The 21,565-nt window shown below is 67.6% G+C and carries 25 protein-coding genes; 16 read left to right on the top strand and 9 right to left on the bottom strand.

Going from position 1 to position 21,565, the window contains the following annotated elements; all coding sequences use genetic code 11:
* Positions 1 to 18 precede the first annotated feature (18 nt).
* A complete protein-coding gene (locus F623_RS0103410) occupies positions 19 to 585 on the bottom strand; it encodes an RNA pyrophosphohydrolase (RefSeq protein WP_026278574.1) in 567 nt (188 codons plus the stop codon).
* A 447-nt stretch (positions 586 to 1,032) separates the two neighbouring features.
* Here F623_RS0103410 and F623_RS0103405 point away from each other — a divergent pair, with 447 nt between their 5' ends.
* Entirely contained in the window at positions 1,033 to 1,719 is a 687-nt protein-coding gene (locus F623_RS0103405; RefSeq protein WP_018860699.1) for an HAD family phosphatase, read from the top strand.
* Here the strand turns inward: F623_RS0103405 and F623_RS0103400 are convergent.
* Entirely contained in the window at positions 1,712 to 2,158 is a 447-nt protein-coding gene (locus tag F623_RS0103400) for a hypothetical protein (RefSeq protein WP_018860700.1), read from the bottom strand. The two genes, F623_RS0103405 and F623_RS0103400, sit on opposite strands and share 8 nt — an antisense overlap.
* Positions 2,159 to 2,241: 83 nt before the next feature.
* Here F623_RS0103400 and thiD point away from each other — a divergent pair, with 83 nt between their 5' ends.
* From thiD to F623_RS0103380, 4 genes are all read left to right on the top strand, one after another.
* Entirely contained in the window at positions 2,242 to 3,030 is a 789-nt protein-coding gene (gene thiD / locus F623_RS0103395) for a bifunctional hydroxymethylpyrimidine kinase/phosphomethylpyrimidine kinase (protein WP_018860701.1), read from the top strand.
* Complete coding sequence (gene thiE / locus F623_RS0103390) at positions 3,020 to 3,664, top strand: thiamine phosphate synthase (protein WP_018860702.1); 645 nt, start codon at positions 3,020 to 3,022, stop codon at positions 3,662 to 3,664. Before thiD ends, thiE begins: the two co-directional genes overlap by 11 nt.
* A gap of 75 nt (positions 3,665 to 3,739) precedes the next feature.
* Positions 3,740 to 5,017 carry a glutamate-1-semialdehyde 2,1-aminomutase gene (gene hemL, locus F623_RS0103385; RefSeq protein ID WP_018860703.1) on the top strand — a complete coding sequence of 426 codons (1,278 nt, stop codon included), beginning with the start codon at positions 3,740 to 3,742 and terminating at the stop codon, positions 5,015 to 5,017.
* Positions 5,018 to 5,102: 85 nt separating this feature from the next.
* Positions 5,103 to 5,921 (top strand): sulfite exporter TauE/SafE family protein, encoded by an 819-nt coding sequence (locus tag F623_RS0103380; protein ID WP_018860704.1) that lies wholly within the window; start codon positions 5,103 to 5,105, stop codon positions 5,919 to 5,921.
* An 870-nt stretch (positions 5,922 to 6,791) separates the two neighbouring features.
* Here the strand turns inward: F623_RS0103380 and F623_RS0103375 are convergent.
* Together F623_RS0103375 and F623_RS0103370 are read right to left on the bottom strand one after the other, a co-directional pair.
* Positions 6,792 to 7,712, bottom strand: coding sequence for an NAD-dependent epimerase/dehydratase family protein (locus F623_RS0103375; protein ID WP_018860705.1), 921 nt, complete (start codon positions 7,710 to 7,712; stop codon positions 6,792 to 6,794).
* A gap of 6 nt (positions 7,713 to 7,718) precedes the next feature.
* The gene (locus F623_RS0103370; RefSeq protein ID WP_018860706.1) at positions 7,719 to 8,816 is read right to left on the bottom strand and encodes an LLM class flavin-dependent oxidoreductase; all 1,098 of its coding nucleotides are present in this window, start codon (positions 8,814 to 8,816) and stop codon (positions 7,719 to 7,721) included.
* Positions 8,817 to 8,891: 75 nt separating this feature from the next.
* On the opposite strand from F623_RS0103370, the gene F623_RS0103365 reads away from it, so the two are divergent.
* The 11 genes from F623_RS0103365 to hisC all read left to right on the top strand — a co-directional run bounded on the left by F623_RS0103365 (position 8,892) and on the right by hisC (position 18,263).
* Positions 8,892 to 9,533, top strand: a complete 642-nt coding sequence (locus F623_RS0103365) for a hypothetical protein (protein ID WP_018860707.1) — start codon at positions 8,892 to 8,894, stop codon at positions 9,531 to 9,533.
* Positions 9,534 to 9,614: 81 nt separating this feature from the next.
* Positions 9,615 to 10,448 (top strand): ABC transporter ATP-binding protein, encoded by an 834-nt coding sequence (locus F623_RS0103360; RefSeq protein WP_018860708.1) that lies wholly within the window; start codon positions 9,615 to 9,617, stop codon positions 10,446 to 10,448.
* A complete protein-coding gene (mlaE, locus tag F623_RS0103355; RefSeq protein WP_018860709.1) occupies positions 10,441 to 11,223 on the top strand; it encodes a lipid asymmetry maintenance ABC transporter permease subunit MlaE in 783 nt (260 codons plus the stop codon). The genes F623_RS0103360 and mlaE overlap by 8 nt, the downstream gene beginning before the upstream one ends.
* Positions 11,224 to 11,255: 32 nt before the next feature.
* Positions 11,256 to 11,714 carry an outer membrane lipid asymmetry maintenance protein MlaD gene (mlaD, locus tag F623_RS0103350; protein WP_018860710.1) on the top strand — a complete coding sequence of 153 codons (459 nt, stop codon included), beginning with the start codon at positions 11,256 to 11,258 and terminating at the stop codon, positions 11,712 to 11,714.
* Between the two features lie 22 nt (positions 11,715 to 11,736).
* Complete coding sequence (locus tag F623_RS0103345; RefSeq protein WP_018860711.1) at positions 11,737 to 12,405, top strand: phospholipid-binding protein MlaC; 669 nt, start codon at positions 11,737 to 11,739, stop codon at positions 12,403 to 12,405.
* Positions 12,398 to 12,724 carry a lipid asymmetry maintenance protein MlaB gene (locus tag F623_RS0103340; protein WP_018860712.1) on the top strand — a complete coding sequence of 109 codons (327 nt, stop codon included), beginning with the start codon at positions 12,398 to 12,400 and terminating at the stop codon, positions 12,722 to 12,724. The genes F623_RS0103345 and F623_RS0103340 overlap by 8 nt, the downstream gene beginning before the upstream one ends.
* A gap of 101 nt (positions 12,725 to 12,825) precedes the next feature.
* A complete protein-coding gene (gene murA / locus F623_RS0103335) occupies positions 12,826 to 14,085 on the top strand; it encodes a UDP-N-acetylglucosamine 1-carboxyvinyltransferase (protein WP_018860713.1) in 1,260 nt (419 codons plus the stop codon).
* Between the two features lie 27 nt (positions 14,086 to 14,112).
* Positions 14,113 to 14,763 (top strand): ATP phosphoribosyltransferase, encoded by a 651-nt coding sequence (gene hisG, locus F623_RS0103330; RefSeq protein ID WP_018868065.1) that lies wholly within the window; start codon positions 14,113 to 14,115, stop codon positions 14,761 to 14,763.
* Positions 14,764 to 14,773: 10 nt separating this feature from the next.
* Positions 14,774 to 15,841, top strand: coding sequence for a 3-deoxy-7-phosphoheptulonate synthase (locus F623_RS0103325; RefSeq protein WP_018860715.1), 1,068 nt, complete (start codon positions 14,774 to 14,776; stop codon positions 15,839 to 15,841).
* Between the two features lie 23 nt (positions 15,842 to 15,864).
* Positions 15,865 to 17,169 (top strand): histidinol dehydrogenase, encoded by a 1,305-nt coding sequence (gene hisD, locus F623_RS0103320; protein ID WP_018860716.1) that lies wholly within the window; start codon positions 15,865 to 15,867, stop codon positions 17,167 to 17,169.
* Complete coding sequence (hisC, locus tag F623_RS0103315; protein ID WP_018860717.1) at positions 17,166 to 18,263, top strand: histidinol-phosphate transaminase; 1,098 nt, start codon at positions 17,166 to 17,168, stop codon at positions 18,261 to 18,263. The genes hisD and hisC overlap by 4 nt, the downstream gene beginning before the upstream one ends.
* Positions 18,264 to 18,437: 174 nt before the next feature.
* Here hisC and F623_RS0103310 read toward each other — a convergent pair whose 3' ends face one another.
* From F623_RS0103310 to F623_RS0103290, 5 genes are all read right to left on the bottom strand, one after another.
* Entirely contained in the window at positions 18,438 to 18,707 is a 270-nt protein-coding gene (locus F623_RS0103310; protein WP_018860718.1) for an HPr family phosphocarrier protein, read from the bottom strand.
* On the bottom strand, positions 18,679 to 19,104 hold the full coding sequence (locus F623_RS0103305; RefSeq protein ID WP_012981788.1) for a PTS sugar transporter subunit IIA: 426 nt from the start codon (positions 19,102 to 19,104) through the stop codon (positions 18,679 to 18,681). The genes F623_RS0103310 and F623_RS0103305 overlap by 29 nt, the downstream gene beginning before the upstream one ends.
* Before the next feature lie 4 nt (positions 19,105 to 19,108).
* Entirely contained in the window at positions 19,109 to 19,993 is an 885-nt protein-coding gene (gene rapZ, locus F623_RS0103300) for an RNase adapter RapZ (protein WP_018860720.1), read from the bottom strand.
* Positions 19,994 to 21,025 (bottom strand): HPr(Ser) kinase/phosphatase, encoded by a 1,032-nt coding sequence (hprK, locus tag F623_RS0103295; RefSeq protein ID WP_018860721.1) that lies wholly within the window; start codon positions 21,023 to 21,025, stop codon positions 19,994 to 19,996.
* A 66-nt stretch (positions 21,026 to 21,091) separates the two neighbouring features.
* On the bottom strand, positions 21,092 to 21,562 hold the full coding sequence (locus tag F623_RS0103290) for a PTS sugar transporter subunit IIA (protein ID WP_018860722.1): 471 nt from the start codon (positions 21,560 to 21,562) through the stop codon (positions 21,092 to 21,094).
* Positions 21,563 to 21,565 lie beyond the last annotated feature (3 nt).

The following is a 21,565-nucleotide window of genomic DNA, read 5'->3' as shown; positions in this document are numbered from 1 at the left end:
ACGGGGGGTTCGGACTCGTCAACGTGGCGACACCGTCGAAGCGTGCGACGGGACCTGATCGCTGGCGTCACGCCCCGGCGCAGGACGCGAACGCTGGCCTTCCAGCTCCGGGAACATCAGCGGCACCAGCTCGCACAGCGCGCGGCGATAGACCTGGCGCTTGAAATGCACGACCTCGCGTGCCGGGCGCCAATAGTCGATCCAGCGCCAGTCGTCGAATTCGGGGGTACCCATCGCATCCAGGATCACGTCGTTCTCGTTGCCCATCATCCGTAACAGGAACCAGCGCTGTTTCTGGCCGATGCAGACCGGGCGGCGGTGACGCCGCACCATGCGCTCCGGCAGGCGGTAGCGCAGCCAGTGCTGGGTATTGCCGAGCACCTCGACATGCTCGGGCAACAGGCCCGTTTCCTCCCGCAACTCGCGGTACATCGCCTGCTCCGGCGTCTCTTCCACGCGGATACCGCCCTGGGGAAACTGCCAGGCGTCCTGGCCCACGCGCTTGCCCCAGAAAAGCTGGCGCTCCCGATTGCACAGGATGATGCCTACGTTGGCTCTATACCCCTCACAATCAATCACTTGCATCAACCAGACGCTTTCTTCACTGATTGCATTGTTCCACAGCCCGAGGCCCCGCGGCAAAGACCTTGGGAAACGCTGATGAATGTACACGCTCGCGTTGGTACCCCAGGTTTTCCGAGGCAAGGCGCGCCGCGCAGCGGGTAGTGGTTCTACCCGCAAGTGGCACAACGCAGGATCGGGGAACCTGGGGTACCAACCCCAAGGGGCTCGGCCGCCCGTTGTTATCGAAAACGGGCGTCGGAACGGCGTTGCGGCTCCCTTGTGCAGAATGACTGCACGGCAGTCACCGCGCCTTGTTCGCACGCAAAAGCGACTCGAGCGCGAGCGTGTACATCCATCAGCGTTTCCCACGCATCCCCCGTGGCAGGACAGGCAAAGCTGCGTGCGAAGTCATGCCCCGGTAAACTCCCGCCGTCTTCCCAGCGCGACCCCTAATCCGCGGAGCGATCCATGAACCTGGCCCTGTTCGACCTCGACAATACCCTGCTCGCCGGCGACAGCGATCACGCCTGGAACCAGTTCCTGGCCGAGGTCGGTGCCGTACACCCGACCTGTCACGCCGAGACCAATGACCGCTTCTATCAGGAGTATGTCGCGGGGACCCTCGACATCCACGAGTTCTGCCGCTTCGCGTTCAGCCCGCTGGCCGAGCACCCGCGCGCGCAGCTGGAACAGTGGCGGGAGCAGTTCATCGAGACGCTGATACGCCCGATGATCGCCCCCGGCGCCCAGCGTCTGCTGGCCCGGCACCGGGAAGCCGGCGACGAGCTGGTAATCATCACCGCGACCAACCAGTTCGTGACCCAGCCGATCGCCGATATCCTCGGCGTGGATCACCTGATCGCCACCCTGGCGGAGGAGCGCGAGGACGGGGAGTTTACGGGCGAGCTAACGGGCGTACCCTGCTTTCAGGAGGGCAAGATCGAGCGCCTGCGCCAGCACCTCGCGGATCACCCGGACCCCGACAGCACGATCACGCGGGCCAGCTTCTACAGCGACTCGCGGAACGACATCCCACTACTGGAACAGGTCGGTCGCCCGGTGGCCGTGGATCCCGACCCGGCCTTGGCCGCACATGCCCGCGAACGGGGCTGGCCGGTGATTTCGCTGCGCGAGCCGGAAGGTTCGATCAGCTAAACAGCCCGGCCATCTGGTTCAGACGCTGGCCGGCCTGGGTATCGCCCTTGCCGGCGGCCACGACCGCATCGCGGTAGCCCGTCACGAGCTCCGGCACCACGGCCGTCACCTGCTTGCGGCGCAGACGGCCGGCGCCGGTGACCGGCCAGGTCGCGCGGAAGTCGCAGTTATCGAGCGCATCGCAAACCCACAGGCTCCATTCGTGCCGCGTCACGTCGATCTCGTGCTGGCGGATGACCAGGCGATAGACATGCTCGGCATTCATGTCCGCCATACCCACCCCGGGGCCCACGTGCTCCACCTGCAGCTCGGCGGCGATCCGGTTGATCTCCTGTTCCAGTGCGGCCAGGGCCTGGTCGACCTCCGCATTCAGCGTACCGCCGGCCTTCGCGGCGGCGACCAGGGGACGGATGGACTCGACTTCGAACTCGTGGCTCATGCTGCGTACACTCCCGGGATTCGGAACAAGAACGCCCCGGGGGTGCCGGGGCGCGCGCAACCTTAGCACGGGAGCCCCCATTCATGAATCATCCCCCGATCGCGCTGACCATTGCCGGCTCCGACCCCGGCGGCGGTGCGGGTCTGCAGGCCGACCTGACCACCTTCACCCGCCTCGGCGTACACGGGGCCACGGCCGTGACCGCGATCACCGTCCAGGACACCCGCAATGTGGTGGACTTCACCGTGCTCCCGCCGGAGCAGCTGCGCGCCCAGATCGAGGTCACCCTCGCGGATCTCGAGGTCGCAGCGATCAAGATCGGCATGCTCGGCTCCGTGGAGAATGTCACCGTCGTCTCCGCGCTGCTGAGCGCTCACCCGCACATCCCGGTGGTGCTAGACCCGGTAATGGTCGCCGGCGGCGGCGGGGCACTGGCTACCGAGGCGGTGGTCGACGCCACGCGCGAGGCCCTGCTGCCGCGAGCCACGCTGATCACCCCGAACGGGCCCGAGGCCGCCCGTCTGGCCCGCAGCGAAGACCCCGCGCAGTGGGGCCACCAGCTTCGCCAGCTGGGCGCGCGCAACGTGCTGGTCACCGGCGGGCACGAGGGCACCGAGAAGGACCCGATCATCAATCGTCTCTACCGCGAGGACGACCACGTGCGCCCGTTCGAGCTGCCACGCCATCCGGCCGGCTTCCACGGCTCCGGCTGCACCCTGGCCGCAGCGATCGCCGCCTTCCTCGCCCGTGGCCGCGACATCGAACCGGCCGTGATCGAGGCCCAGGCCTTCATGAACGATGCCATCGCCCGCGGCTATGCGCCCGGCCACGGCCAGCACATCCCCAACCGCCTGTGCCCGCATGACGACTGACAGCCGAGCGCCCCTGCGCGGGCTCTACTTCATCACCCCCGCGGTGCCGGAGGGCGCGGACCCGCGCGCCACCCACCTCGCCCATACCACCGCCGCACTGCGTGGCGGCGCCAGCCTGATCCAGTTCCGCGACAAGGAGCTTCAAGGAGACGCTCGCGAGGCGATCGCCCGCGAGCTGGTCACCCTCGCCCATACGCACGGTGCGCGCTGCATCATCAACGACGACACCGAGCTGGCCGCACGCGTCCAGGCCGATGGCCTGCATCTGGGCCGCGACGACCCGGACCCGGCCGCGGCCCGTGCGCTCCTGGGGCCCGACGCGGTCATCGGGGTCTCCTGCTACAACGAGCTGGCGCGCGCCGAGGCCGCCGCCCGGGCCGGCGCCAGCTATGTCGCCTTCGGCACCATGTTCGCCTCACCGACCAAGCCGCAGGCCGCCTATGCCGGGCCGGAACTGATCCGCCAGGCGCGCGCGGCCCTGGACCTGCCGATCTGCGGCATCGGCGGCATCACCCCGGACAACGCGGCGGAGGTGGTCGCGGCTGGGGCGGATCTGGTCGCCGTGATCCAGGGCATCAGCTCCGCGCCCGCCCCGGAGGCCGCCGCCCGGCGCATCAGCACACTGTTCGACTGACCACTTTGCACCGCCCGGCGGCCGCCGCTATGGTTGCCGGGCCTACCGATTCCATTGAACTACAGGGACACCGTCATGCAGGAAACCGAGCGTCTGTTCGAGGCCGCCAAGCAGCACATCCCCGGGGGCGTGAACTCCCCAGTCCGCGCGTTCAAGGGCGTGGGCGGCACCCCGATCTTCATGGACCGCGCCAACGGCGCCTACATGTGGGACGCCGACGGCCAGCGCTACATCGACTACATCGGCTCCTGGGGCCCGATGGTCGCCGGCCACGCCCACCCCGAGGTGATCGAGGCGGTGCGCGAGGCCTGCAACAACGGCCTGTCCTTCGGCTGCCCGACCCGGCTGGAGAACGACATGGCCGCGAAGGTCTGCGAACTGGTGCCATCGATGGACCTGGTGCGCATGACCAACTCGGGCTCCGAGGCCACCATGAGCGCGATCCGGCTCGCGCGCGGCTACACCGGCCGCGACCGCATCGTGAAGTTCGAGGGCAACTACCACGGCCATGGCGACTCTCTGCTGGTGAAGGCCGGCTCCGGTGCCCTGACCCTCGGCCAGCCGAGCTCCCCCGGCGTGCCGAAGGAGCTGGCCGCCCTGACCAGCACCCTCACCTACAACGATCCGGACGGCGTGCGCGCCTTCTTCGCCGAAAAGGGCGACGAGGTCGCCTGCATCATCGTCGAGCCGATCGCCGGCAACATGAACTGCATCCCGCCGGAACCGGGCTTCCTGGAGACCCTGCGCGAGGTCTGTGACCAGCACGGCGCGGTACTGATCTTCGACGAGGTGATGACCGGCTTCCGCGTCTCGAAAAACTGCGCCCAGGGCTATCTCGGCGTCACCCCGGACCTGACCACGCTGGGCAAGATCATCGGCGGCGGCATGCCGGTGGGGGCCTTCGGCGGCAAGCGCGCGATCATGGAACACCTCTCGCCGCTGGGCCCGGTCTACCAGGCCGGCACCCTGTCCGGAAACCCGATCGCGATGACCGCCGGGCTCAAGACCCTGGAGATCCTGTCCCGCCCGGGCTTCCACGACGAACTGGAGCAGCGCACGCAGAAAGTCGTCGCGGGCTTCGAGGACGCCGCGCGCGAGGCCGGGGTCGCCCTGACCACCAACCAGGTGCCGGGCATGTTCGGCCTGTTCTTCTCGGACCAGAAGGTCACCGACTTCGCCGGCGCCACCGCCTGCGACACCGCCGCTTTCGGCCGCTTCTTCCACGCGATGCTGGGCGAGGGCATCTACCTGGCCCCCAGCGCCTTCGAGGCCGGCTTCATGTCCAACGCCCACTCGGAGGCGGACCTCGACGCCACCATCGAGGCCGCCCGCAAGTGCTTCAAGGCGCTCTGAGCGCCTGCCCCGTCTCTCCGGACCCGGCCGGCTCCATGCTTGCTGGCCGGGCCCTACCTGACGACCTCACCCTTACGCCCCGAACATGCTTGAGGCCCTGACCCAGTCACCGCTGGCGCTGGGGCTGCTATTTGTGCTTCTGGGCCTGGTCGCCGGCATCCCGGCCGGGATGTTCGGCATCGGCGGCGGGCTGATCCTGGTGCCGGTGTTCGTCGCGATCTTCGGCCTGCTGGCCTTCGACTCGGCCAGCCTGGTGCAGCTCGCGGTCGGCTCCTCGCTGGGCGCGATCATCCCCACCGCGATCCTGTCCGCCCGCGCCCATCATCGCCGCGGCGGGGTGAACGGCACGGCCGTGCGCCGCCTGCTGCCGGGGATCATCGTCGGGGCCCTGCTCGGGGCCTGGCTGGCCACGCGCATCGACTCCGACCACCTGGGGCGCATCTTCGGCGCCTTCGAGGTCGCAATCGGAATCTGGATGCTGTTGAACGTTCAGCCCCCAAAGGCGCCCGTACCCCGACGCAGCGTATGGCTGGGCGGCGGCACCGTGATCGGGGCCGTCTCCTCGCTGATCGGCATCGGCGGCGGCACGCTGACCACCCCGTTCCTGGTCAGCCAGGGGCTGGAACTACGCCGGGCGATCGGCTCGGGCGCGGCCCTCGGCGTGCCGATCTCCATCGGCGCGAGCCTGGTGTTCGCCCTGCCGCAGTGGACCGATCCGACCTATCAGGCGCCCGAGTGGGCACTGGGGTATCTCTACCTGCCCGCCATCCTCGGCGTGGTCATCGGCACGGCCATCAGCGTACGTGCGGGTGTCTGGCTGGCGCACTATCTGCCCGTGGGCGTCCTCCGACGCGGCTTCGCCGGCGTGCTAATCCTCGCCGGCATCCTGATGCTCCTGCGCTAGTCCAGCGCATCGCAGCGCCCCCATGCGCGACCACGCGGCCCTGTGCCTCCGCCTTGCCAGTTGGTGGCTAGGCCTGGTTCGTCATCCGGTGTTTACGGTGCCTTCGTCCGGCCGCCTGCCTGCGCTGTCTCGGCAGCGCGCCCCGAGGTACTTTCTTGCTTGCCCAAGAAAGTACCCAAAGAAGGGCACCCGGATTCCGCCCGAGGACCTTGCTCCAGGGCCCTCGGGCCGGCGGCGCTGAAACTCGCTGCGCCTTTGGCTTCGCTCAGACAGTCAGCGCCTCTTTTCCGTCCCGAGGCCCCTTCCGCAAGGGGCTTCATACGGGGGGATAAGGTCAAGACAACGGCCGCTCTGACGTTTGTGCCAATGGTTGGAGGCAAGGTATTCGGACATCTTGGCACGCGCGGCCTTCGGCCATGGCGTGCCGCGCCCGCCAGCGGGCGCCAGACCCCATGTAGGATGCGGATGAGCGCAGCGAATCGCATCAGCGATTAGCCCCGGCACCGGGATGGTGCGTTTCGCTGCGCTCAACGCACCCTACAGCTCAGGGCTTACCTCTGATGCTGGAATGCCGCCTGTCTTGACCTACCCTCCCGATATGAGCCCCTTGTGGAGGGCGTGACAGGCCGGGAGAAGGCGCTGACTGTCTGAGCGAAGCGAGTTTCAGCGCCGCCGGCCTGGCGCGTCCGGAGCAAGGTTCCCGGGCGAATCCCGGGCGTGTTTCTTGGTTCCTTCTTTGCACGAGCAAAGAAGCCCGTTTTTGATTAACAACTGGCGGGGCGCGCTGCCGAAACAGCGCTTGGCAGGCGGCGGACCAAAGCCACCGTAAACACCGGATGACGAACCAGGCCCAGCCTGAAAACGACGGAGCTAGCGGCGCAGGCGCTCCAGGCACTCGGGGGTGGAGACCCGGGGTGTCCAGCCGAGCTGCTCGCGGGCGCTCGAGCAGTCCATGTGAAGGGCGCCGTCGAGGCCCTGGACCCAGCCGGGATCGCCGGCATGGCGGGTGAGTCGCCAGGCCAGCGGGTGCAGCGCACGGATCAGGCCCGGGGGCACCGGGATGCCCCAGCGGCGCCGGTGGAGCGCCATCCGGCGCATGGACCAGACAGGCTCGGCCCCGAGGTTGAAGATGCCCTCCGCCTGGCGCGTGACCGCTCGCACCACGGCGTCCGCGGCGTCGTCCTCCCACAGGATCTGCACCGGCACCTCGACGCCACCTGGATACACGCGACTGCGCGCGACCCGGCGCAGCAGCGGGTGGGCATGCGGCCCGACGATTGCCGGGGGGCGGAAGATGCAGGTGGTCAAATCGGGATACTGCTCGGCGACCGCCAGCAGGGCCTGCTCGGTGGCGACCTTGTCCTCGGCGTATGGAAAGCGCGGCCGCGCCGGGCTGCGCTCGGTCAGTGGGCGCGGCGAATCCGGCCATGGACCGTAGACCGCGGCGCTGGAGAGGAAGACGATCTGGCTCACACCGGCCGCGGCGGCTGCCTGAAAGACGTGGCGGCTCAGCTCGACATTCTGCGCACGCACCCAGTCGCGGTCGCGGCGCCGGCTCCCGCCCTGCCCGCCCATCAGCTGGAAGGCGAGGTGGATCAGGCTGTCATGCCCGGCCAGGTGTTCCGCACCGAGATCCGCGAGGTCGGATTGCAACGGGATTGTGCGCGCGGCGGCGGCAGCAACCGGGCGGCGGTCGATCGCGGTGACAGACTGGATATCCTCGGCGGCGGCCAGGGCCGGAACAAGCACCTGGCCCAGACGCCCGGCAGCGCCGGTCACGGCGACCCGCATGGACAGCTATCCAGCCGTGCCGGTGGCGCCCGGGGCGCGTTCGGCAAAGGCCGGCATGACCTCCTCTGCAAAGCAGTCCATGGACTCCAGCGCGAGTTCGTGGGGTACGGCCCCGGCCCCGAAGGCCAGCAGGACCTGGTCGACCCCGGCCGCGCGCAGCCCCTCGATGCGCTCGCGACACTCGGCGGGCGTGCCAACCAGCGTCATGCCCAGCATGTCGAGGATCTTCAGATTGATCCCGGCCTTGACCAGGTGGCGGAAGCGGCCGAGCGAACGATAGTAGTCGTAGCCCTCGATCAGCCGCTCCAGCACCGGCAGGGTCTGCTGGAACATGTGGCGATAGAACCACTCGAACGCGGGCTTGGCCTCGCGCCGGGCGCGCTTGCCATCCGGCAGGCACAGCACCCCGAGGGTCATCCCGACGCGCGGCGGATGGGCGATATCGGTGCGCGATGCGTCCCAGGCCTCGCGGTACAGGCGGATGTCTTCGCGGATCATCTGCCACGGCTTGAACGGACCTGCCAGCGCCCCGATGCCCTGCTCGGCGGCCCAGGTGAACGATTCCGGGCTGACCGCAGCGGTCCAGATCGGCGGGTGCGGGTCCTGCACCGGGCGCGGCATCACGGGCACGTCGTCCAGATGATGGAACGGGCCGTGCTGGGTGATCCGGCCGGTGGCGAAGGCCTGGCGCAGCGCATCCAGTCCGGCATCGACCCGCGCGCGGGACTCGCTCATCTCGGCGCCGAATGTGGCATATTCGCGCGGCGAAAAGCCGCGCCCGATGCCCAGATCCAGGCGCCCGCCGGAGAGCTGGTCGAGCATGCCGACCCGCTGCGCGACCCGCAGGGGGTGGTGGTAGGGCAGCGGGACCACGCCGAGGCCCAGACGCAGGCGTTCGGTGCGCTGGCTGGCCGCGGCCAGTACCAGGTCCGGCGCGGTGCTGTGGGAGAATTCCGGCATCAGGTGGTGCTCCACCAGCCAGGCGGTGCCGTAGCCAAGACGATCGGCCTGCTCCCACAGGGCCAGGGTCCGGTCGATCACCTCGGTCTCGGAGGTCTGCAGAAACTCCGGCACCGAGAGTTCATGAAAGAGGTCGAAGCGCATGGCGCCAACTGTGCCGCGCGCGCGGTGGCGATACAAGCAAGCCCGCCAGGCTGCGGTTGAACGAGGGAGACGCGGATGTCGAAGGATCAACAAGCGCTGGAACTGCAGGCTGCCGGGGTCACGGGCCCCGGTGAGCCCTGGTGGGAGAGCTTTTTCCCGGATGACCTCCCGACCGACTGGCAGCTGGAGTACTACACCCACTATCACAGCCGTCTACTGCTGCCGGCCTCTGTCTGGTCGGCACAGGATGAAGGCCCGTTCGGGCCATGGGCCGAGGCGGTCCCCGCCAAGCTGCAGCTGACACTGGAGTGGCCACGGGATCTTCCGCCGGAGGCGGGTGCGGCCGCTCTGGCCCGAATCGAGAACGAACTGGGCGACACGCTGCACGGTGTGGCCCTCGGCGTCATGGGTGCCGAGGATGCCGCCGCCGTGGAGGCGGCACTCAAGGGCGGCAACGTGAAAACCGCCTTGCTGGCCGGACCCGCCGAGGCTCACAAACTGCCGGGCACCCGCGAGGCCCTGTGGTATCCGGGCCAAGACGGCGCCGGCCTGTGGCAGATCGAACCGGAGACGGGTCTGGACCCGATGGGGTGGCGGGCCCTGGTGGAGGCCCTGATCGCGGCCGGCGGCCAGGGCCCGACGCCCGTGTTCCTGAGAGCGCGACCGGATCGACTTTCCGAGTTTCGCACCATCGCCCAGTTGCTGGGGGTGGGATGAACTCCACCCAAACCGGTTTGACCAGGCACCCGTCCCGCGCCAGACTCCCGAATCCCATTGGCCGTACGGCAAGAGGTGCCTGTGGCTGAGCCGGTCGCCGAAGACAGCCCACATATCGTTATCGAGAACCTGCGCTTCCGGCGCGGGCGCAAGGTGGTCTTCGAGGACCTGTCCATGCGCATCCCGCGCGGTCAGGTAACCACGGTCATGGGCCCCAGTGGCAGCGGCAAGACGACCCTGCTGCGCCTGATCGGCGGCCAGCTGCGCCCGGACGGAGGCCGCATCTGGGTCGACGGCCAGGAGGTCGCACGACTCTCGACCCGGCGCCTGTACGCCCTGCGCAAACGCATGGGCATGCTGTTCCAGAGCGGGGCCCTGCTGACCGATCTCTCGGTGTTCGAGAATGTCGCCTTTCCGCTGCGAGAGCACACGGACCTGCCCGAGGACGTGCTGCGCACCCTGGTCCTGCTGAAGCTCGAGGCGGTGGGCCTGCGTTCCGCGCGGGACCTTGACCCGGCCTCGCTGTCCGGCGGCATGGCACGGCGCGTGGCGCTGGCGCGGGCGATCGCACTGGACCCGGACCTGATCATGTACGACGAACCCTTTACCGGGCTGGACCCGATCACCATGGGTCAGATCGTGACCCTGATCCGGCGCACCAACCAGAGCCTGGGCCTGACCAGCGTACTGGTGTCGCACGACGTAACCGAGGCCATGGCCATCTCCGATCACGTGGTGCTGATCGCCGATGGCCGGGCGGTGGATGCCGGGGCGCCGGACGACCTGCGTGCCCGCGCCTCGGACTGGAGTGCGCAGTTCCTCGAGGGCCGCCCCGATGGCCCGGTGCCGTTTCATTACCCCGGCGACGGCTACCGCGAGGACCTGCTCGGGGTGCGGGAACGACGCGATGATTGACGCGATTGCCTCGCTGGGCCGCAGCTCGCTGAATGCACTGGTGGTATTTGGCCGCGCATTCCTGTTTCTGCTCCAGGTGCTGGCCAGCCTCGATATCGTGATCCGGCGGTTCGGGCTGACGGTGGTGCAGATCTACTCAGTGGGCGTGCGCTCGCTGCTGATCATCATCGTCTCCGGGCTGTTCGTCGGCATGGTGCTGGGCTACCAGGGGTATATCACCCTGGTGAACTTCGGTGCCGCAGAGGCCCTGGGCGGCGTGGTTGCCCTGTCGCTGGTGCGCGAACTGGGCCCGGTGGTGACCGCACTGTTGTTCGCCGGTCGCGCGGGCTCCGCTCTAACGGCCGAGCTGGGCCTGATGAAGACCACCGAGCAGCTCTCGGCGATGGAGATGATGGCGGTAAACCCCTATCGCCGTATCTTCGCCCCGCGCTTCGTCGCCGGGTTCCTCTCCATGCCGCTGCTGGCCGCGATCTTCAGCGCAGTGGGCGTAATGGGCGGTTATATCGTCGGTGTGGGCATGCTGGGCGTGGACAGCGGCGCGTACTTCTCGCAGATGCAGTCGGTGACCGACTGGAACGAGGATGTGCTCTCCGGGGTCATCAAGAGCATTGTGTTCGGGTTCGTGGTGACCTGGATCGCGGTATTCCAGGGCTTCAACGCGATGCCGACTTCCGAGGGCATCTCGCGCGCGACGACCCAGACGGTGGTGGTCTCCTCGCTGGCGATACTGGGCCTCGATTTCATCCTGACCGGGCTGATGTTCGGCGCGGGCTGACCAACCAGTGATTTCCTAGGCAGGTGGTTACAATGAAGGTACGTTTCTTCGAACTGGCGGTCGGCGTGTTTGTGCTGCTGGGTGTGGCGGCCCTGTTCTACCTGGCGGTCCAGGTGAGCAACGTGACCGACTACCACGACCGGGACACCTACACGGTGACGGCCTACTTCGACAACATTGGCGGGCTCAAGACGCGCGCGCCGGTCACAGTGTCGGGTGTGCGCATCGGGCGCGTCTCCGAGATTCGCTATGATCCGGAACAGTTCCGCGCCGAGGTCAAACTGGCGATCCGCTCCGAGCATGACTACCTGCCTATGGACACGCAGGCCGCGATCCATACGGCGGGGCTCCTGGGCGAGCAGTACATCGCCCTGGAGCCCGGTGGCGACTATGACACCCTGCAGGATGGTGACGAGGTGATGTTCACCCAATCCGCGCTGGTCCTGGAGAACCTGATTGGTCGTTTCTTGACCAATATGGGTAGCGACTGACACCCACACCGGGGACGACACGATGAAGACATTGCGATTTCTGGCGCTGCCGGCGCCGCTCTGGCTGCTTCTGCTGCTGGCCCTCCCGGGCGCCGCGCAGGCGGACAACCCCACCGAGATCATCAAGCAGTCCATCGACGAGGTCTACGAGAAGCTCCGGGCGAACGAGGACCGCGCCCAGGAGGACCCGGATTTCGTGATCGGTGTGATCGAAGACAAAATCCTGCCCGGCGTGGATGTCGAAGGCATGTCCCGGCTGGTGCTGGCGCGGCACTGGCGCGACGCCTCCAGCGAACAGCGTAAGCGCTTTACCGAGGCCTTCAAGAACACGCTTCTGCAGGCCTACGGGGTGCAGCTGGCCGATCATCTGGACAAGGAAATCCGCGTGATCGAGCGCCGTTCGCGCCAGGACGACCGCATGGCCGTGGTGGCCACCGAAATCGTGATGGGTTCCGGCCAGTCGAACCTCCAGGTCAACTATCGCCTGCGCCCGGTGAACGGGGAGTGGAAGGTCTTCGACGTCGAAGCCGAAGGGCTCAGCTTTGTCGGCAACTTCCGCAACCGCTTCAACGAAGAGATCAACCGCAACGGCCTCGACGCCCTGATCGAGCGTCTCGAGGACGGCGACCGCGACCTCGTCGATGACGCGATGGACGGCATTGCCGACGAGGTCAACAACGGTAATGGCTGAGGCCCGCCTGCACGCCACTCCGGAGGGGATCGCCATCTCCGGCACGCTCACGCTTGCCACCGTTCCGGGCCTCGAATCCCGTATTCGCACGCTGCTCCCGGGACTGCCCGCTCGCGCACGGGCGGACCTCGGCGAAGTGACCCGCATCGACTCGGCCGGCGTGGCGCTGCTGGTTACCCTCTGGCGTCGGGTACACGAACAGGGCGGGGAACTGGACTTCCATTCCATCCCGCAGGGCCTGGCACCCCTCGTTGAGCTTTACGACCTGCAATCGGTGATCGCCGATTCGGGTCCCGCGACACAGACCGGCACGGCCTGAGGGCCGCCCCACAGCCGGAAACGCGCGCTCCGCGGGCAGATTCGTTATCATGGCGTGTTTCGCTGGGCCATGCTGGTCCCCGCGACCGACCCGGGCTTTCCATGGACAAGCTGATCATCACCGGAGGCCGCCGCCTGGAGGGGCAGGTCTGGATCTCCGGGGCCAAGAACGCGGTTCTGCCGATCCTGTCCGCCACCTTGCTGGCGGACGGGCCGATGACCATTGGCAACGTCCCACACCTGCAGGATGTGACCACCACCATGGAACTCCTCGGCCGCATGGGTGTAAGCCTCACGGTCAACGAGCGCATGCGCATCGAGGTCGACCCGACCACCCTGACCCAGTGTGTCGCCCCGTATGACCTGGTCAAGACCATGCGCGCCTCCATCCTGGTACTGGGCCCCCTCCTCGCGCGCTTCGGCGAGGCCGAGGTCTCGCTGCCGGGCGGCTGCGCGATCGGTTCGCGCCCGGTGAACCTGCACCTGCGCGGGCTGGAGGCGCTGGGCGCCGAGATCGACGTCGACGGTGGCTATATCCACGCCCGCGCCAAGCGCCTGAAGGGAGCGCGCGTCGTGTTCGACCAGGTCACGGTCACCGGCACCGAGAACCTGCTGATGGCTGCCACCCTGGCCGAGGGCGAGACCCTGATCGAGAACGCCGCGCGCGAGCCGGAGGTGGTCGACCTGGCGGACTGCCTGACTGCGATGGGGGCCAAGATCCAGGGTGCCGGGACCGACACCATACGCGTGCAGGGCGTCGAAAACCTGCACGCCTGCGAATACGACGTGATGCCGGACCGCATCGAGACCGGCACCTTCCTGGTCGCGGCGGCCGTCACTCGCGGGCGCGTGCGCTGCCGCAACACCCGCCCGGAGCTACTGGATGCGGTCCTGGCCAAGCTGGTCGAGGCCGGTGCGCGCATCGAGACGGGCCCGGACTGGATCGAACTGGACATGGAAGGGCGCCGGCCAAAAGCCGTAAACCTGAGGACCGCACCCTTCCCGGCCTTCCCCACCGACATGCAGGCCCAGATGATGACATTGAACACGGTGGCCGAAGGCACCGGGTCGGTGGTGGAAACGGTGTTCGAGAACCGCTTCATGCATGCACTGGAGTTGCAGCGCATGGGAGCGGATATCACCATCGAGGGCAACACCGCCATCGTCAAGGGCGTGGAGCAACTAGTGGGTGCCCCGGTGATGGCGACCGACCTGCGCGCCTCGGCCAGCCTGATCATTGCCGGCCTGGTGGCCGAGGGCGAAACCGCAGTCGACCGCATCTACCACATCGACCGCGGCTACGAATGCATCGAGGAAAAACTGAGCCAGATCGGCGCGGGCATCCGCCGCGAGCCGGTCTGACCCGACACAGACGGACCGACACCCGACATGATGGACCCCAACGCCCTGACCATCGCCCTTTCCAAGGGCCGCATCCTCAAGGACACCCTGCCGCTGCTCGCCAGCGCCGGGATCGAGCTCCTGGAAGACCCGGACAAGACGCGCAAGTTGATCCTCGACACCAACCGCGAGGACGTGAAGATCGTGGTGGTGCGGGCAACCGACGTCCCCACCTACGTGCAGCATGGCGCGGCAGCAATCGGTGTCGCCGGCAAGGACGTGCTGATGGAGCACGGCGCGGCAGGACTCTACGAACCGCTGGACCTGCGCATCGCCGCATGCCGGCTGATGCTGGCCGGACGCCCGGGGCAGCAGCCGGACCCGCAGCAGCGCCTGCGCATCGCCACGAAGTTCGTGAACATCACCCAGAACTACTTCGCCGAGCAGGGCCGCCAGGTGGAGATCATCAAGCTCTACGGCTCGATGGAACTGGCGCCGCTGGTCAACCTGGCCGACTACATCGTGGACCTGGTCGACACCGGCAACACCCTGAAGGCCAATGGCCTGGAACCACTGGAACTGATTACCCCCATCAGTTCCCGGTTGATCGTGAACCAGGCAGCCATGAAGATGCGACATAGAACCATTCAAAATCTCATCGAGGGCCTGCGCGAGGCCGTCACGCCCGCGACGACGTAACGAGAGCATCATGACCGCCGATACCGACGACCTGAGAATCCGCGATATCCAGGAGGTGTCCGCCCCGGACACCCTGCGCGAGGAACTGCCCATCACGGACGCGGCCTCCGAGACCGTATTCGAGGCACGCCAGGCCTGCCATCGCATCCTGCATAGCGAGGACGACCGCATGCAGATCATCGTGGGCCCCTGCTCGATCCACGATGTCGACGCAGCGCTGGATTACGCGGATCACCTGAAATCTCTGCGCGAGGAGCTGTCCGATGCTCTGCACATTGTGATGCGCGTGTATTTCGAGAAACCGCGCACCACGGTCGGCTGGAAAGGGTTGATCAACGATCCCGACCTCGACGGCAGCTTCCACATCAACAAGGGCCTGCGCGTCGCACGCGGGCTGCTGCGTGATCTGGCGATCAAGGGCATGCCGGCCGCCACCGAATACCTTGACCTGATCAGCCCGCAGTACATCGCGGACCTGGTCGCCTGGGGGGCCATCGGCGCACGCACCACCGAGAGCCAGGTGCACCGCGAACTGGCCTCGGGCCTGTCGTGCCCGGTGGGCTTCAAGAACTCCACCGATGGCAGTTTGCGCGTGGCGATCGACGCGATCCGTTCCGCGTCGCGCCCGCACCACTTCCTGTCGGTGACCAAGGCCGGGCGCTCGGCAATCTTCTCCACCTCCGGCAACGACGACTGCCACATCATCCTGCGCGGCGGCAAGCAGCCGAACTACGATGCCGAGAGCATCGAACAGGCCTGCAAGGAGCTGCGCATGGCCGAGCTCCCGGAGCTGGTGATGGTCGACTGCAGTCATGCCAACAGCCGCAAGGATCCAAAGCGCCAGGTGGACGTGGCCCGCTCGCTGGCCGAGCAGGTCAGCGGCGGCGATCGCCGGATCATGGGCGCGATGCTGGAAAGCCACCTGGTCGGAGGCCGACAGGACATCCAGCCCGGCAAGCCGCTGACCTACGGGCAGAGCATCACGGATGCCTGCATGGGGTGGGACGAGACCGAAACCAGCCTGCGCCTGCTGGCGGACGCCGTGCGCGCGCGCCGGAAAGTCGCCGTACCGGCCTAGGGAAACACGAGAGGAAGCCAACCATGCCCTCCATTGCCCGACTCGATACCCAGCAGCCCGACTTCGATCAGGCCCTGGAGCACCTGCTGTCCTGGGAGTCCGTTGCCGACACCGGCGTACGCGATGCGGTGGACGAGATCCTCGCCGCAGTGCGCACGGAGGGCGACGCCGCCGTGCTCCGCTACACCGCCAAGTTCGATCGCCTCGATCGCAGCGCGGTTGCCGACCTGGAGATCCCGCGGGAGCGCCTGCAGGCCGCGCTGGAGTCCATTCCAGCGGAACAGCGCAAGGCGCTGGAGACCGCCGCCGCACGCATCCGCCAGTACGCCGAACACCAGAAGATGCAGGACTGGGACTTCACCGATGCCGACGGCACGCTGCTCGGCCAGCGCGTGACCGCGCTGGATTCCGTCGGCCTGTACGTCCCCGGCGGTAAGGCCGCCTACCCGTCCTCGGTGCTGATGAATGCGGTGCCGGCGAAGGTCGCGGGCGTGGAACTGCTGGTCATGGTTGTGCCCGCCCCGGGCGGCGAACTGAACGATCTGGTGCTGGCCGCCGCCGCGGTGGCGGGTGTCGATCGCGTCTACACCATCGGGGGCGCCCAGGCGGTGGCCGCGCTGGCCTACGGCACCCAGACCATCCCGGCGGTGGACAAGATCGTCGGCCCGGGCAATATCTTTGTGGCCGCGGCCAAGCGCGAGGTATTTGGCACGGTCGGCATCGACATGATCGCCGGCCCCTCGGAGATCCTGGTGGTCTGCGACGGCGAGACCGACCCGGACTGGATCGCGGCCGATTTGTTCTCGCAGGCCGAGCACGACGAACAGGCCCAGTCCATCCTGCTGTCCTGGGACGAGGCCTTCCTCGACCGCGTGGCCGAAGCCATGGACCGCCTGCTGATCGAAATGCCGCGCGCCGAGATCATCCGCACCAGCCTCGACAAGCGCGGCGCGCTGGTGAAGGTACGCGACTCCGCCGAGGCCGTTGTCGTCGCCAATCGCATCGCCCCGGAACACCTCGAGCTGTCGGTGGCCGACCCGCAGGCGATGCTGGACGCCGGGCTGCGCCACGCCGGCGCGATCTTTATGGGCCGCTACACCTCCGAGGCCCTGGGCGACTACTGCGCCGGGCCCAACCACGTGCTGCCGACCTCGCGCACCGCGCGCTTCTCCTCGCCGCTGGGGGTCTACGACTTCCAGAAACGCTCGAGCATCATCCACTGCTCGGCCGAGGGGGCGGCGAAGCTCGGCAAGACCGCCGCTGCCCTCGCGCACGGCGAGGGGCTGACCGCCCACGCCCGCTCCGCCGAACTGCGCGGCGGGCAATGAGCCTGCCGCACGAAAGCCGCAGCCCGGATGCCCTGATGCGTCCGGAGGTCCTGGCGCAGCCGGCCTATCAGGTGGCCGATGCGACCGGCCTGATCAAGCTGGACGCAATGGAAAACCCGCACCCCTGGCCCGGCGCGCTGGAAGACGCCTGGCTGGAGGCCCTGCGTGACCCGCAACTGAATCGCTACCCGGATGCTCAGGCCCGCGACCTGGCCGAGCAGGTGCGCGCCGCCCATGGCGTGCCCGAGGCGGCCGGGTTGATATTCGGCAACGGCTCCGACGAACTGATTCAGATCCTGATCATGGCGGTCGCCGCCTCCGGCCGCCCGATCCTGGCGCCAGAGCCGACCTTCGTAATGTACGGTGTCCTGGCCCGCGCAATGGGCGTGCCCTTCATCGGCGTCCCGCTGAACAACGATTTCACCCTGGACCTCGACGCGATGCATGCCGCCCTGGCCGAGCACGTGCCGGCGGTCGTCTTCCTGGCCTACCCGAACAATCCGACCGGAACACTGGACGACCCGGTCGCCGTGCAGGCGATCATCGAGGCCAACCCCGGCGTCACGGTGGTCGACGAGGCCTATGCCCCGTTCGCCTCCCACAGCTTCCTGCCGGAGGTCGGCCAATACGACGGGCTGATGGTGATGCGTACGGTCTCGAAGCTGGGGCTGGCCGGTGCTCGCCTGGGCTATCTGGCCGCCTCCGCGGGCTGGATCGATGCCCTCGACCGGCTGCGCCTGCCCTACAACATCAATACCCTGACCCAGCGCTCGGTCGCCTTCGCCCTGGATCACCGTGAGGCCCTGGATGAGCAGGCGCACGGCATCATCGAAGAGCGCGGCCGGCTGTCCGACGCGCTTGCGGCGATCGACGGCGTCGACCACGTGTTCCCGAGTCAGGCGAACTTCATCCTCTTTCGGGTGCGCGAGGGGCAGGGGCATGCGAGCTTCGCGGCCCTGCGCGACGCCGGCATCCTCGTCAAGGATGTTGGCCGCGCGCACCCGCTACTGGCTGACTGCCTGCGCGTCACCGTCGGCCGCCCCGACGAGAACGACGCGTTTCTTGCGGCCCTGCGCAACGCCCTCGCCGGCTGAACCCTGATTTCTGAGGCTGGGCCTGGTTCGCCATCCGGTGTTTACGGTGCTTTCGTCCGGCCGCCTACCTGCGCTGGCGAGACAGCGCTTGGCAGTATGTGGACCGAAGGCACGTGAACACCGGATGGCGAACCAGGCCCAGCCTCGAGAAGGCATGGAGGCAGAAGGGGAGGGTTAGGCGTCCTCGCCGAAGCGGTTGGCGACGAGTTCGGTGAGGGCGTCGAGGGCCTCTTCGGCGTCATCGCCGTCAGTGGTGATGGTGACCTCGGAGCCCTGCGCCGCCGCCAGCATCATCACCCCCATGATGCTCTTGCCGTTCACTTCCTGGGAATTCCGGGATACGGTCACATCGGACGCGTACTGGCTGGCCAGGCTCACAAACTTGGCCGCCGCACGCGCATGCATCCCCAGGCGATTAACGATGGGGACTGCGCGCTGCGGCATCCGAACACTCCTGGTCACAAAGAAGGATGCCATCGTGCCCGCCCGACAGGGCCTTGTTGACCAGCTCCGTCAGCGGCAGATGGCGGTAGTTCAGCACACGGATCAGCATCGGCAGGTTGATCCCGGCAATGACGCGGGCATTCGCCCCCCGCGCCACGCGGCTGGCCACATTGGAGGGGGTAGAACCGAACATGTCGGTCAGGATCAGCACGCCGGAACCGGAATCCAGCTCGCCCAGACGCGCCCTCGCGCGGGCCAGCACCTCGTCGGGGTCGTCATTCTGCGACATCGCCATGGACTCGCAATCCTCTGGCAGGTCGCCCAGCATGCTGCGGGCCGTCTGCAGCAGGGTGTCGCCGAGGTTTTGATGCGTGATCAGGATCAGACCAACGCCCATGGACTCACTCCGATTCGAGGGGCAGGGATAGCTCGCGGTGACGGGTGCTAACAGTAACATGTTCGCGCCCCCGCCACGCAGCCGCCAGCCGCTCCACGAGATAGACCGAACGGTGGCGCCCGCCGGTGCACCCGATCGATACGGTCACATAGCTGCGGTGATCCTGCCGGATACGCGGCACCCACTGTTCCAGAAAGCCCTGTATCCCGTCATACATCTCCTCGACCTCGCCATGACGCGCAAGAAACTCGCAAACGGCGGCGTCGCGCCCGGTCAGTGGGGCCAGGTCGCGTTCGTAGTGCGGGTTGGGCAGGCAGCGGACGTCGAACACGAAGTCGGAGTCCAGCGGCGCCCCGTGCTTGAACCCGAATGACTGAAAGAGCAGGGACAGACGCTCTTCGCCCAGCAACCCAACGCGGTCGCGCAGGGTGCGTGCGAGATCATGCATCGACAACCGGGAGGTGTCCACGGTCAGATCGGCCTCGGCCGCGACATGCCCGAGCCAGTCGCGTTCACGCTCGATAGCGTCGACCAGCGGGACGCCGTCGCGCGCCAGCGGATGCCGGCGCCGCGTCAAGTGGTAACGCCGCAGCAGGACCTCGCTGGAGGCCTGCAGGAACATCACCTCGACCTGCAGCCCCTTGCCTCGAAGCTCGCGCAGCAGGTCGGCAAAACCCTCCAGCGCAGTCAGCCCGCTACGGACATCCACCCCGACCGCCAGATGACGGTCTTCGTCGGCATCGTAGTCGCCGCTGCGGACCTGATCGATGAGCCCGGGAAGCAGCGGCAACGGCAGGTTGTCGACGCAAAAATATCCGGCGTCCTCCAGCGTGTGCAGGGCGACCGTCTTGCCGGAGCCCGAAAGGCCACTAACCAGCAGAAGTCGCACTCAGCCCTCCGGATCCGGGTTGGGAACGGTGGTCGCCGGGATCGCACGGTGGTAAGGCGGCTCCTCGGGCTCGCCGCTCATCTGCCGGCGCTGACGTGCGCGCAGGTCGTCACCGGCGACATAGCCCTGCATGTGCAGCATGTGGCTGCGCACCGCCGCCTCGATCATGACCGCGATGTTGCGCCCCGGAGCGACCGGCAGGCTGATCAGCGGGATGCGCAGCCCGAGGATATCGATCTCCCCACGGCGCCCGTTCAGGCGATCGTCCGGCACCGGCGAAGGCTCGCTGTGGTCGCGCAGGTCAATGATCAGCCGCAGATACTTGCCACCCTTGATTGCCGAATCCCCGTACATGGCGCGGACGTTCAGCACCCCCAGCCCGCGGACCTCGAGCAGGTCCTGCAGCAGGGCCGGGCAATGTCCGCGCACGATATCCGGGGCGATGCGGGCGAACTCCGGCGCATCGTCGGCAATCAACCGGTGCCCGCGCGAGATGAGCTCCAGCGCCACCTCGCTCTTGCCCACGCTGGAGGCCCCGCTGATCAGCACGCCGATTCCGAGGATCTCCATGAACACGCCATGGCGCACCTCGAAATGGGCCAGCCGCTGCTGCAGGAAGTAGCGCAGCAGCGAGATGATCTCGTGGCTGCTGGTGGAGGAGCACAGGATCAGTGGCAGCTGCTCCTCGGGGACGTCCGGCATCTCCGAGAACGGGCAGGTGTCCTCGGCAAAGATCACCGCGGTCGTGCCGGTGCGGGCCATCTCCAGGATCAGCTGCTCGCGCTGCTCATCGCTCAGCCGCGCGATATAGCGCGCCTCGAAATCGCCGATCACCTGAATGCGATTTGGCCGGATCAGGTTGAGGTGCCCGGCCAGGGGCAGGTCGTCTCCGTCCCCGCCTACCAGATTGCGGTCGGGTGCGACCTGCTCGCCATGGACGTAGCGCAGGTCCAGGCGGTTGCCCATCGCCTGGATCAGGGCCTCGACGGTGATGTCGCGTGCGATGCCACCCTCCCCCAGTGCCTCGTTCATCCACGCATCTCCGGAAGAGTCAGCGTTGAGTGTCGGAACATGGTGAACACTGCTGGGGCCCCATGATCAGGCGTCGCCGAAGGCCCTGGTCAGTGCACGCTCCAGGGCGTCCGCGTCACCGGCACGACGCAGCGAGGCGATATTGTCGGGCTGAGAAAGGCCACGAGCCAGCTGCGCCAGGAGATCCAGGTGTTCACTGGTAGCCGCCTCGGGGACCAGCAGCGCGATCAGGATATCCACCGGCTCGTGATCCATGGCGTCGAAGTCGACGCCCTGGTCCAGCCGCAGGACCGCGACCCGGGGGGCGTCGATCTCGGCCAGGCGCCCGTGCGGGATGGCCACACCATGACCGAGACCGGTGGAGCCAAGCTTCTCGCGGGCAGAGAGGGCCTCGAAGATGGCCCCGCTGGCCGGACCGGCGGACTCCTCGCCGCCGACGGCCAGCAATTCGGCCAGGGTCTCGAGCGACCGCTTCTGGCTGGAACACTCGGGTTCCAGTCGAATACGGTCGCGGGTGATCAGCTCGGCAATGGTCATTGC

This window comes from Thioalkalivibrio sp. ALD1 (assembly GCF_000381245.1).
Taxonomy (GTDB): domain Bacteria; phylum Pseudomonadota; class Gammaproteobacteria; order Ectothiorhodospirales; family Ectothiorhodospiraceae; genus Thioalkalivibrio.
Note: the sequence above shows the minus strand (reverse complement) of the source record. Positions and strands in the feature narration are given on the sequence as shown.

Excerpts from the sequence above, each read along its gene's own strand:
- F623_RS0103410 (WP_026278574.1), bottom strand. The coding sequence starts at position 585 with ATGCAAGTGATTGATTGTGAGGGGTATAGAGCCAACGTAGGCATCATC.
- F623_RS0103405 (WP_018860699.1), top strand. The coding sequence starts at position 1,033 with ATGAACCTGGCCCTGTTCGACCTCGACAATACCCTGCTCGCCGGCGAC.
- F623_RS0103400 (WP_018860700.1), bottom strand. The coding sequence starts at position 2,158 with ATGAGCCACGAGTTCGAAGTCGAGTCCATCCGTCCCCTGGTCGCCGCC.
- thiD (WP_018860701.1), top strand. The coding sequence starts at position 2,242 with ATGAATCATCCCCCGATCGCGCTGACCATTGCCGGCTCCGACCCCGGC.
- thiE (WP_018860702.1), top strand. The coding sequence starts at position 3,020 with ATGACGACTGACAGCCGAGCGCCCCTGCGCGGGCTCTACTTCATCACC.
- hemL (WP_018860703.1), top strand. The coding sequence starts at position 3,740 with ATGCAGGAAACCGAGCGTCTGTTCGAGGCCGCCAAGCAGCACATCCCC.
- F623_RS0103380 (WP_018860704.1), top strand. The coding sequence starts at position 5,103 with ATGCTTGAGGCCCTGACCCAGTCACCGCTGGCGCTGGGGCTGCTATTT.
- F623_RS0103375 (WP_018860705.1), bottom strand. The coding sequence starts at position 7,712 with ATGCGGGTCGCCGTGACCGGCGCTGCCGGGCGTCTGGGCCAGGTGCTT.
- F623_RS0103370 (WP_018860706.1), bottom strand. The coding sequence starts at position 8,816 with ATGCGCTTCGACCTCTTTCATGAACTCTCGGTGCCGGAGTTTCTGCAG.
- F623_RS0103365 (WP_018860707.1), top strand. The coding sequence starts at position 8,892 with ATGTCGAAGGATCAACAAGCGCTGGAACTGCAGGCTGCCGGGGTCACG.
- mlaE (WP_018860709.1), top strand. The coding sequence starts at position 10,441 with ATGATTGACGCGATTGCCTCGCTGGGCCGCAGCTCGCTGAATGCACTG.
- mlaD (WP_018860710.1), top strand. The coding sequence starts at position 11,256 with ATGAAGGTACGTTTCTTCGAACTGGCGGTCGGCGTGTTTGTGCTGCTG.
- F623_RS0103345 (WP_018860711.1), top strand. The coding sequence starts at position 11,737 with ATGAAGACATTGCGATTTCTGGCGCTGCCGGCGCCGCTCTGGCTGCTT.
- F623_RS0103340 (WP_018860712.1), top strand. The coding sequence starts at position 12,398 with ATGGCTGAGGCCCGCCTGCACGCCACTCCGGAGGGGATCGCCATCTCC.
- murA (WP_018860713.1), top strand. The coding sequence starts at position 12,826 with ATGGACAAGCTGATCATCACCGGAGGCCGCCGCCTGGAGGGGCAGGTC.
- hisG (WP_018868065.1), top strand. The coding sequence starts at position 14,113 with ATGATGGACCCCAACGCCCTGACCATCGCCCTTTCCAAGGGCCGCATC.
- F623_RS0103325 (WP_018860715.1), top strand. The coding sequence starts at position 14,774 with ATGACCGCCGATACCGACGACCTGAGAATCCGCGATATCCAGGAGGTG.
- hisD (WP_018860716.1), top strand. The coding sequence starts at position 15,865 with ATGCCCTCCATTGCCCGACTCGATACCCAGCAGCCCGACTTCGATCAG.
- hisC (WP_018860717.1), top strand. The coding sequence starts at position 17,166 with ATGAGCCTGCCGCACGAAAGCCGCAGCCCGGATGCCCTGATGCGTCCG.
- F623_RS0103310 (WP_018860718.1), bottom strand. The coding sequence starts at position 18,707 with ATGCCGCAGCGCGCAGTCCCCATCGTTAATCGCCTGGGGATGCATGCG.
- F623_RS0103305 (WP_012981788.1), bottom strand. The coding sequence starts at position 19,104 with ATGGGCGTTGGTCTGATCCTGATCACGCATCAAAACCTCGGCGACACC.
- hprK (WP_018860721.1), bottom strand. The coding sequence starts at position 21,025 with ATGAACGAGGCACTGGGGGAGGGTGGCATCGCACGCGACATCACCGTC.
- F623_RS0103290 (WP_018860722.1), bottom strand. The coding sequence starts at position 21,562 with ATGACCATTGCCGAGCTGATCACCCGCGACCGTATTCGACTGGAACCC.